This window comes from Devosia insulae DS-56 (assembly GCF_000970465.2).
GTDB classification, from domain to species: domain Bacteria; phylum Pseudomonadota; class Alphaproteobacteria; order Rhizobiales; family Devosiaceae; genus Devosia_A; species Devosia_A insulae.
The window spans coordinates 1-7,726 of record NZ_LAJE02000168.1; the positions used below are offsets into that span (position 1 = coordinate 1).

The window sequence follows — 7,726 nt, forward strand, 5'->3', positions numbered from 1 at the left end:
CTGACCAACATCTCGGCGCTCCCTTGCTCCCCTCCCCTCAAGGGGGAGGGGAGCAAGGGAGCGCCGAGATGTTGGTCAGTCGGCGTCCATTTCCAGCAGCAGCGTCGCAATCTCGAACGGCCTGAGGTTCAGCGTCACGCTGTTGCCGTTGAGCGCGACCGGCTCGCCACCCTCTTCCATCAGGTTCACCAGCCTCGCCGATTTCACCGGCACGCCGAAGCTGATCGTGGCGTTGGCTCGGGCATTGGCGTGCTCGAACACCCGCAGCACCAGGCCGTCGCCCTTTTCCGCCTTCTTCACCGTCTCCAGCGTGACGTTCGGCTTGTCGACCGAGGCAAACGAGAAGCTGGTGCTTTCCCCTGGGCTCGAGGCGTGTGCGGAGGCATCGCCGATCACCGCCACCGGGTTGTTAAACCGCTCGGCCGCCACTGGCACGCCGGCGAGGTCGCTGACCCCGTCATGCACCAAGAGCGCATACTTGATGCGGTGCTCGCCGCGGTCCGATTCCGGGTCGGGGAAGGTGGCGCCGCGGAGCAGCGTGATCCGCACCAGCTGTTCCACCGCGTCATAGCCATACTTGCTGTCGTTGAGCAGCGCGGCGCCGAAGTCCGGCTCGCTGATATCGACCCAGCGATGCATGCTGGCCTCGAACCGGGCCCGGTCCCAGCTGGTGTTGCGGTGCGTGGCCCGCTTCACATGGCCGAACTGGATCTCCGAGCGGATCTCGGAAATGTTGAGATCGAACGGGAATTCCGCCTTCAGCACGGTCTGGCGCTCCTGCCAGTCGACGAAGGTGTCGAACTCCACTTGCCTGGCGCCCGCTTCCAGCGACACCACCTGCACCACTTTCGAACTCAGGTACTGCCGTTCGATGCGGAGCGCCGCGCGATAGGGGCCGGTCTCCACCACCTCGATCTTCGCCTTGCCTTCTGACAGCCGCCAGAACTGCTCCTCGAAATAGCGGTCGATATCCCAGGCGTCCCAGTTGAGCGGCTTGTCCTCGTAGGCGACGAGCCGGTTCGCCGTTTCGCCCTTGGCGATCAGCTCGCGGCCATGCTGCTTGTCGAACACCGAGCTGATTTCGCCATTCTTGTCGAAGCTGACCCGGATCAGCTCATTCTCGAGCTGCTTGGCCGAAGCCGAGAGGCCCGATTTCGGCGCGGCGCCACCGGCGACCAGCGAGGCTGAGGTCCAGCCGAGCGCCGGCCGGTCGGCCGGCGCCGCCAGCGTCACGCTGCCATCGGCACCAACCAGCTTCTGCAGTGGCAGGGCTGTGCCGCCCTGGCCGAGTGCCGAGACCTCTGCTGCGCCCGCGACGCGCACCAGCGCCTTGTCGCGCTTGTGCCCAGTGAAGTTGAACAGCTGCAGCCCGCCCTTGGCCGTAGGCGCGATGGCCTTCGCCGCGCTGTGCCACGGCCCGTTGCCCGAAGCGAGGGTCGAGAACAGCCCGGCATACTCGGCATCGCTGTCGACATAGACTTCGGCGATCGAGGTGCCCGGCAGGATGTCGTGGAACTGGTTGATCAGCACCAGCTCCCAGAACTCGTTGAGCTTTTCACTGGGGTAGGGCGCCCCGGTCCGCATCGCCATGGCGCTGAGGAACTCGAGCTCGCGCAGCACCCGTTCGGCCCGCCGGTTATTGGCCTTGTTCTTCGCCACATTGGTCAGCGTGCCGCGGTGATATTGCAGGTAGAGCTCGCCGTTCCAGGTCGGGAAGCGCATGGCGTTCTCGTCCATGCGCTTGCTGAGGCGCCTGAGGAACGGTCCGATGCCTTCGAGCTTCACCTTCGGCGCGCCGGGGATGCCGCGTTCGAGCCTTGTGCCGCGCTCGATCATGGCGCGGGTCGGCCCGCCGCCGCCATCGCCATAGCCGTAGCAGACCAGCACTTCGTCGTTCACCGATTTCGGCTCATAGCGCTTCCAGGCGCCCATCACCTCGGAGACCGAAAGATCCGAGTTGTAGGTGGTGAAGATCCGCTCGCTGTCGAACTTCTGCGCCGTGATCAACTGCGCCTTGGTTTTGGTGCCGTCGATGCCGCGCCAGAAGAACGTGTCATAGGGGTGCCGGTCGGTATCGTTCCAGCTGAGTTTCGAGGTGATGAAATACTCGAGCCCCGAGCGCTCGAGGATCTGCGGCATGTTGGCCGAATAGCCGAACGTGTCGGGCAGCCACACGGTCTTGGGCACCACGCCGAAATGCTCGAGGTGGAAGCGGCGGCCGCGCATGATCTGGCGCACCATGGATTCGCCCGAGACGATATTGGCGTCGGGCTCCACCCACATGGCGCCTTCGATCTCGAACTGCCCCGATTTCACCCGCTCGACCACGCCGGCCCAGATCTCCGGGTAGTCCTTCTTCAAAAAGTCGAACAGCACCGACTGATTGTACATGAAGACGAATTGCGAGTACTCGGCCATCAGCGCCAAGACTGTCGCGAAGCTGCGGCCGGTCTTGTCGCGGGTATGCATCACCCGCCAGAGCCAGCCGACGTCGAGATGGGTGTGACCGACCGCCGAAACCGTCGGCTGCACCTCGGTATCGACCAGCTCGTAGATCTTTTTGGCGAGCTTTTCGGCCGCACCGAGCGAGGCCTCGAATTCCGGCGTTACCCCGCCACGCCGGTCGAGCGCCCGCAGCGACTGCTCGACGAGGTTCATGATGGCATGGCGGCGGCCATCGATCTGGGTCAGCCGCGCCGCCACTTCGAGCGGGGTCAGCAGGTCGAAATACAGCTTCTCCGCCCGCTCGTGCCGCACCAGCAGTTCGACCTTGAAGCCGACCAGCGGCCGGTCGAAGAAGGTGAAGGCGTTGACCAGCAACGTGCGCTTGGTTCCGGGTTTTGCGTCATGCGCAATCACCAGCTCGGTATGGTTGCCGTCGATCGCCTGCGCCACATGGCCATCCAGATAGGCGAGGCACTGCGGATCGGTGGTGCCCGGCCGGTCCTGCCACTGCGAGGAAAACCGCAGCACGAAGGTCTTGCCCTTGGCAGCCGGCGGCACGGTGACCTCCGCTGCGAACCAGGTGTGCCCCTGCTTCTTCGACCACACCGTCTTGTCGGTGAAGGGCTGCCAGCTGCGGCTATCCGCCTTGAGCGCGGCCTCCGCATCGAGCTCGGCTTCGGTATAGCGCCAGGCGAAGTCACCCTCGATCGGGGTCAGGATCTTGGCCTTGAGGTCGGCGCAGAGGCGAAACAGCTTCTCCTCCTGCTTGATGTCATCGTCGAGGAGACCGAGCTTGGTCGCGAGAGTGTTCATTGAGGCTATCCTTTGACCCCGACACCGGCGAACCCGGTGTTCATGTTCCGCCGCAGCAGGAAGTACACGCCGACCGCCGGCGCCGCATAAATGATGGAGAAGGCGGCGAGGAAGCCGTAGTCGATGGCCCCCATCCGCCCGAACGCGCCGTAGAGACCCACCGACATCGGGAAGGCCGCCTCGACGCGTGAAAAGATCAACGGCAAGAGGAACTCGTTCCAGGCGCCGGTGAAGCTGAAGAACCACACCACTGCCAGCCCGGCCCGCGACATCGGCAGGACGATGCCGGTGACGATCTGCCAGAGCGAAGCGCCGTCGACATAGGCCGCCTCTTCGAGTTCGATCGGCACCGTGTCGAAGAAGTTCTTGAGCAGCAGCAGCGTGAACGGCAGGTTGAGGCAGCTCAGCGCCAGCATGACGCCGAACTGGTTCAGCAGCCCCGACCGCTGGGCCGCGAAATAGAGCGGCACCAGCACACCCACCGACGGCAGCATGCGCAGCAGCACCAGCGTCCATAAGAGGGCGTTCTTGCCCGGCATCCGCAGCCGCGACAGCGGGTAGGCGGCGGCTGCGCCGACCACCACGCTGATGGTTGCCGTTCCGGCGGCGATCAGCAGCGAATTGAGGAACATGCGCCCGGCATCGCCACCGATGGCGCCGGTGAAGTTGTCGATGCCGAAATTCTGCGGCCAGACCAGCCGCCCGGTGGCGGCGGTGTCGAAGGCATTGCTGAACAGCCAGGCGAACGGGCTGACCCAGATCACCGCCATGAAGGCGAGCGCGATCGCCATCGGTCGCGAGAGCGTCGTGCGTTCCATTACTTGGGCTCCCGCAGCATGCGTAGATAGACGGTGGAAAGGGCGCCGACGATCAGCAGCATGGCCACCGAGATGGCGCTGCCGAAGCCGAGATTGCCGCGGGCGAAACTCTGGTTGTAGAGGAACAGCGCCAGCGTTTCCGTCTGCCGGCCCGGCCCGCCCCCTGTCATCGCGAAGATCAGCGGGAAGTAGGTGAACGTCCAGATGGTGATGAATAACAGGTTCGTGGCGATGTGCGGCCGGATGATCGGCAGCACCACCAACCAGGCGCGCTGCCAGCGGGTCGCGCCGTCGATCTTGGCGGCTTCGATGATCTCTCTCGGCACTGAGTCGAGCGCTGCGACGAACAGCAGGTAACTCCAGGCCGTGCCCTTCCAGATATTGGCGAGCGTCACGACCGGCAGGGCGAAATCGTTGATGAAGTTGATAGGCTTGAGGCCGAACGGCACGACGAACAGCGAATTGATCAGCCCGGTCTGCGATGTGGTGGCGGACCACAGAAAGGCCGCGACGATGTCGGGCAGCAGCCAGCCGAGCATGATGCAGACTTCGACGACGCTGCGGGTGGTGGAGACCGTACCGCGCAGCGTTGCCGCCAGCAGGAAGCCGAGCACCGACTGGCCGACGATCGCCGAAAAGAAGACGAAGATCACCGTGGTCCACAGCGACTCGAGGAAGCCCTTGCGGGTGAACAGCCGCTCGTAGTTTTCGAGGCCCACCCAGGACCACTCGACAGCCTTGCGGCCGGTCAGGCCCAGGTCGGTGAAACTGAAGGTGATGGCCCAGCCGGTGAAGAAGAGCAGCGCGCCGACCAGGATGATCGCCGGCAGCATTGCGGCACTGAGCAACCATAGGTTGCTGGTGATCCAGGGGTTGGCCTGGTGTCTCATGGACGGCTCGTTCGAATAGAGGACGGAACTGGACCCGCGCCGGCAGGGCCGACATCAACCGTCACGGCGGCGCCCGTAGTCGGGGGCGCCGCCGCATCGGGAGGATCCGCTTATTCGTACGTGATCACTTTGTCCGCGCCGAACTCGTCGACGAGTGCGTCGTGGTAGTTCTTCACGGTGTCTTCGACGCTGGCGCCATCGAGGATTTCCGTCGTCATCGTCTGCACCAGGGCCGAAACGGTCTGGTAGCCGGGGATGGTATCGCGGCCGGTGGTGTCGGCTGCGAGCGCCGTCGCCTTGGCGAGGTAGGCATCGGCCATGTACTCGGGTGACTCCGAGATGTCGGTGCGGACGCCCATCCGGTGGTTCTTGATGGTCCAGTCCTTGAAGTTACCGACGTCGAAGATGGTGCTGAGCAACTGGAACGCCTTGGCCTTGTCGGCGGCTTTGGAGTTCACGGCGATGGTCCAGCCACCCGAGATGTTGGTGGTCGCCTTGTTGCCCGGATCGCCCGAGCCCGGCCACGGCGTCCAGCCCACCATGGCGTCGCGCTCTTCGCGGCTCGGCAGGTTCACGCCGTTGCAGTCCCACAGGCACGCATCTTCCCACGAGCCGGAAGCGAGAATGCCGAGCTGGTCGTTGGCCAGCGCTTCGCGCACTGCGGCGCCCGGATCGGCGGCGTAGTTGAGGTCGGCCGGTTGGCCGATGTCGTGGTAGACCTTGCGATAGAGTTCGAGCGTCTTGCGAATCGCCGGGCTGTCACCGATCCACTGGCCGGTTTCGCGGTTGAGCAGGCGGTTGCGATCCCCCTCGGGCACGTCGGCGCCGAGCAGCGCCATGTAGAAGCCCTGCATGGTGGCGCCTTCACCCTGCTTGATGCCGGCCGGCAGCTGGAAGGGATACTGGACGCCCGCGTCCTTGAGCTTTTGCGCAGCGTCGAGCACGTCGGCCCAGCTCTTGGGCTCCCACGGCACGGTGATGCCGGCCTTCTCGAAGTTGGATTTATCGTACCACAGCATGCGCACGTCGGTGTCGGTCGGCAGGGCATAGACCGCCCCGTCATAGGATGCGACGTCCAACAGTCCGGGCATGTAGTACTGGTACTGGTCCCAGCCCTTGGCCGATTCCGTCAGGGGCTCGAGGTAGCCGGACGAGGCGAACTCGGAGACCATGAACGAGTCGAGCTGGATCACGTCGGCGGCGGTGCCCGCAGCCAGATCCAGCGAGGTGCGCTGGTCATAAGCGGCGCCCGGCAGCTTGATCGCCTCGACCTTCTCGCCGGTGGCGGCTTCGTAGTTGGCGATACCGGGCTCGACCAGAGAGGCCAGCCACTCGGCGTACATGATGCTCACCGCCTGTGCGGGGGCAGTGGCCGCCAGCAGCGCCAGCGCCGCCGCAGACGCCAAGAGAGTCCGTTTAAGCATGAATTCCTCCTCCAAGGGTTTGGCGTCGCAACCCTCATGCGTGGGCTGCGCGGCACCTCCTGAGTGCGCGCAGAGCTAAGCGCATTTATTGCAACGTTGCAATGTTTGGTGCAGAATTCTTCGAGTGACGTACGTCACGTAGATTTTACCATGCAAATTCAATATGATAGGCGAGGATTGGACAGCTAGCCCGTCGTCTACATCGTTTGCATCGATGCAATTTTCTGCAGTTCCCGCCACTCGGTGGCCGGTGTATGAGGAGGCGGGGTCCAAGAAGCGACGATGACGAAGTTCAGGCCAGAAGCCAGCAGGGGCATCCGCAAGCCGTCGGGCAAGCGGGCAACGCTGAAGACCATCTCGGAACTGACCGGGTTGAGCCTGTCGACGGTGTCGCTGTCGCTGCGCGGCGGCGCGTCGCTGAAGGAAGAAACCCGCCAGAAGGTGGCGGAAGCCGCAGCGCAGGTCGGCTACGTGCCCGACCGCGCCGGGGTACGCTTGCGCACCGGCAAGACCAACGTCATCGCCCTGGTGCTCGATGGCTCGGACGAGGCCATCGACTTTTCACGCCACATGATCCGCGGCATCGGCGACGCCATCGGCGGCACCCGCTACCACCTGACCGTGATGCCTGAGTTCGACCGCAGCCGTTCGGTCGAGACGGTGCGCTACATCCTCGAGAACCGCACTGCCGACGGCGTCATCATCACTCATACCGGCGCCCGCGATCGCCGCGTGCAACTGATGATGGATCACGATTTCCCGTTCGTCAGCCACGGCCGCACCGAGTTCTTCACCCCGCACGCCTTCCACGATTTCCATTCCGAGGCGTTCGCCGAACTGGCGGTTGAGCGGCTGGCCGATACCGGGTCTCGCGATATCCTGATCTCGGTCGGTGACGGCACCACCAACAATTACCACAACATCGTCCGTACCTTCGAACGCACCGTGGCCCGCCGCGGCATCACCGGTCGCGTTGTCGTGCAGGATGGCATCCGCCCCGCCTCGGCCGAAATGCGGCAGTTCGGCCGCGATCTCGCCGACAAGCCGGATCGGCCCGACGGCATTATCTGCGACAGCGAAACCCGCGCCATCTCGATGCTGTGCGGCCTCGAGGATGGCGGCGTACTGCTCGGCCGCGACATCCGCTTCATCTGCAAGCAGACCTCGGACATCCTGTCGACGGTCTTCCCCAACGTCGACACCATCGAGGAAGACGTCTACGCCGCCGGGCTGGAACTCACCCGCCTGCTGCTGCGGCGGATCGACGGCGAGGCGGCGGAACAGCTGCAGACGCTGAGCGAACCGGTCGCGCACTGGCGGAGCTGACTTTCTGCTC

The 7,726-nt window shown here is 64.5% G+C and carries 5 protein-coding genes; 1 reads left to right on the plus strand and 4 read right to left on the minus strand.

Annotated features, from left to right (window positions below):
- Positions 1-75: 75 nt before the first annotated feature.
- From VW23_RS11235 to VW23_RS11250, 4 genes are all read right to left on the minus strand, one after another.
- The gene (locus VW23_RS11235) at positions 76-3,258 is read right to left on the minus strand and encodes an alpha-mannosidase (protein ID WP_069909659.1); all 3,183 of its coding nucleotides are present in this window, start codon (positions 3,256-3,258) and stop codon (positions 76-78) included.
- A 5-nt stretch (positions 3,259-3,263) separates the two neighbouring features.
- Positions 3,264-4,076 (minus strand): carbohydrate ABC transporter permease, encoded by an 813-nt coding sequence (locus tag VW23_RS11240; RefSeq protein WP_069909660.1) that lies wholly within the window; start codon positions 4,074-4,076, stop codon positions 3,264-3,266.
- Positions 4,076-4,966, minus strand: coding sequence for a carbohydrate ABC transporter permease (locus VW23_RS11245; protein ID WP_069909661.1), 891 nt, complete (start codon positions 4,964-4,966; stop codon positions 4,076-4,078). Before VW23_RS11245 ends, VW23_RS11240 begins: the two co-directional genes overlap by 1 nt.
- Positions 4,967-5,076: 110 nt before the next feature.
- On the minus strand, positions 5,077-6,390 hold the full coding sequence (locus VW23_RS11250; protein WP_084645945.1) for an extracellular solute-binding protein: 1,314 nt from the start codon (positions 6,388-6,390) through the stop codon (positions 5,077-5,079).
- Positions 6,391-6,672: 282 nt separating this feature from the next.
- On the opposite strand from VW23_RS11250, the gene VW23_RS11255 reads away from it, so the two are divergent.
- Entirely contained in the window at positions 6,673-7,716 is a 1,044-nt protein-coding gene (locus tag VW23_RS11255; protein ID WP_069909663.1) for a LacI family transcriptional regulator, read from the plus strand.
- Positions 7,717-7,726: the final 10 nt, after the last annotated feature.